This is a genomic window from Micromonospora sp. B11E3 (assembly GCF_039871625.1).
Classification (GTDB): Bacteria; Actinomycetota; Actinomycetes; order Mycobacteriales; family Micromonosporaceae; genus Micromonospora.
Window position 1 is genome coordinate 1 of the sequence record NZ_JBDPMC010000177.1, and the last position, 2556, is coordinate 2556.

Here is a 2556-nt window from a genome sequence, read left to right on the forward strand (position 1 = left end):
CCCGCCAGGCCTACGGCTACCGCAGCGCCAAAGCGTTGATCACCATGGCCAACCTCCGCCGCGGCGGCCTCTGCCCACCACTACCCGGACGATCATGAACCCGACCCACGAGAACGGCAGTAGACCCCTTTTTCCTCAACGCTCACCACGACGGTCTTCAACCAACGCAGCTTGAGGTGGTTTGACGCCTCCCCCCGCAGGGCGACGCCGAAGGGCCAAACCTTCATCTCCTACACAGCACCGCATCCAGTGGGTCTACCTACATCAACCTCACCTTCCTCGTTCGTGGCTTACTCAAGACCTGTGGATCGGTGTGTCATGCGACTTGTTGATCACCTCCTGATTCGGCGGCAGGCTGGTCATCGTCTCGTTCGACGGGGACGCCGTTCTTGAACGTCGCGCCAGCTCGGACGAGCGCGACGAGGTGGGGTGCGTTCACGGCTCGCCACCTGGCCTGTGCGGACTCGATGAGCTTGAACGCCATCGCTACACCCGCGGCGCGGGAGCCGGGGCCCTTGGTGACCCGCTGCCGGAGCCGCACGGTCGCGAAGGTCGACTCGATCGGGTTCGTGGTGCGCAGGTGGACCCAGTGCTCGGCGGGATAGTCGTAGAACGCGAGCAGCACGTCGAGGTCATCGGTGATCTTCGCGACCGCCTTGGGCCACTTGGGCCCCGTAGTTGTCGCCGAACGCCTTCGCGGCAGCCTAGGCGTGGTCCTTGTCCTCGGCGTTCCAGATCTACGCGAGCGCGGCCTTCGCGCCGGGCTGCGCGGACTTGGGGAGGCAGTTGAGCACGTTCGAAATTTTGTGGAACCAGCAGCGCTGCTCCTTGGTTTCGGGGAACACGGTGCGGACCGCGGCCCAGAACCCGAGCGCGCCGTCGCCGACCGCGAGCGCCGGTGCCCTCATGCCGCGGCGCTTGCAGGACCGGAGAAGGTCGGCCCACGACTCGGTGGATTCGCGGTGTCCGTCGTCGAGCGCGACCAGCTCCTTGGTGCCGTCGGCCCGCACGCCGATCATCACCAGCAGGCACACCTTGTCCTGCTCGAGGCGGACCTTGAGGTGGATCCCGTCGACCCACAGGTACACGTAGCCTCGATCCGTGGAGCGGCCGTGGGTTGGCGGCGCTGGTGCGGCGGGTCGGAACGTGGAAGTGCCTTCTGGGACAGAAGAATCGGGAGTGTCGAAGCCCCTGATCGATCTGAACCCAAAAGGCACTGGAAGTGAAACTATCGCACTCGTGGTCCAAGGCCACGCCGTTGTTCGATGATGAGCACTTGGTGTCGTCGGCGGGATTGATGCCGGTGATGGCGCTGGCCGAGCAGGCCGGGCTCTTGGAACTGGTCGACGGCCGGGTCGGGCTCGGCCCGACCCGGGTCGCCTCGGCGGGGGTGAACCCGGCGGGAAAGGTGTCCTCGATCATCGCGGGGATGGCCGCCGGCGCGGACAGCATCGACGACCTGCAGGTGATCCGCTCCGGGGGGATGAAACGGCTGTTCGGCGGTGTGTATGCGCCGGCCACGCTGGGACAGTTCCTCCGCGAGTTCACCCACGGCCACAGCCTGCAGCTGGCATCGGTAGCGCGGGCGCACCTGGTGAACCTGGTGCAGCGGACCGACCTGCTGCCCGGGATCGAACAGCGGGCGTTCATCGACATCGACTCGCTGCTGCGCCCGGTGTACGGGCACGCCAAGCAGGGCGCCAGCTTCGGGCACACCAAGATCGCCGGCAAGCAGGTTCTCCGCAGGGGCCTGTCGCCGTTGGCGACCACGATCAGCACCGAGCAGGGTGCACCGGTGGTCGCCGGAATCCGGCTACGGGCCGGGAGGGCCCGGCTCCGGGAAGGGCGCAGCCTCGATGGTCCGGGAGGCGATCAAGGTCGCCCGGGACGCCGGCGCGACCGGGGAGATCCTGGTCCACGGCGACTCCGCCTACGGCAACAGCGCCGTCGTGGCAGCGTGTGTGAAGGCAGGCGCACGGTTCTCGGTGGTGCTGGCCAAGAACCGCACGGTCACCCGGGCGATCGGCGCCATCCCGGAGGACGCCTGGGTCCCGGTGACCTATCCGGGTGCGGTGGTCGATCCCCACACCGGCGAGCTGATCTCCGACGCCGAGGTCGCCGAGATCGGATTCACCGCGTTCGCCTCCACCGAGCACCCGGTCACCGCCCGGCTGATCGTGCGCCGGGTCCGCGACCAGAACAAGCTCGACGAACTGTTCCCGGTCTGGCGTCACCACCCGTTCTTCACCGACAACACCGAGCACACGGTGCAGGCTGACCTGACCCACCGCCGCCACGCGATCATCGAGACGGTGTTCTCCGATCTGATCGACGGGCCGTTGGCTCATCTTCCTTCCAGCCGTTTCGCGGCCAACAGCGCGTGGGCGGTCTGCGCGATGATCACCCACAACCTGCTCCGCGCCGCAGGCACCCGAGTTCGACAGTTGGTGGGCATGCGGGGTGGGTTGGCGGCGGATCTGTGCAGGTGAGAGGGCTGACGCTCGCCTGAGACTGTCCGGTGGCGTGGGCAAACGGATTTGCCGTGGGTATTGTGCT

General features: G+C 67.3%; 2 pseudogenes. One reads left to right on the forward strand and one right to left on the reverse strand.

Annotated features, from left to right (window positions below):
• Positions 1 to 316: 316 nt before the first annotated feature.
• A pseudogene (locus ABGB16_RS33435) lies at positions 317 to 1103 on the reverse strand (IS256 family transposase); the annotation flags it as partial.
• A 119-nt stretch (positions 1104 to 1222) separates the two neighbouring features.
• Between ABGB16_RS33435 and ABGB16_RS33440 the strand changes: the two are divergent.
• Positions 1223 to 2429, forward strand: a pseudogene (locus ABGB16_RS33440) (IS1380 family transposase); the annotation flags it as partial.
• Between the last annotated feature and the right edge of the window lie 127 nt (positions 2430 to 2556).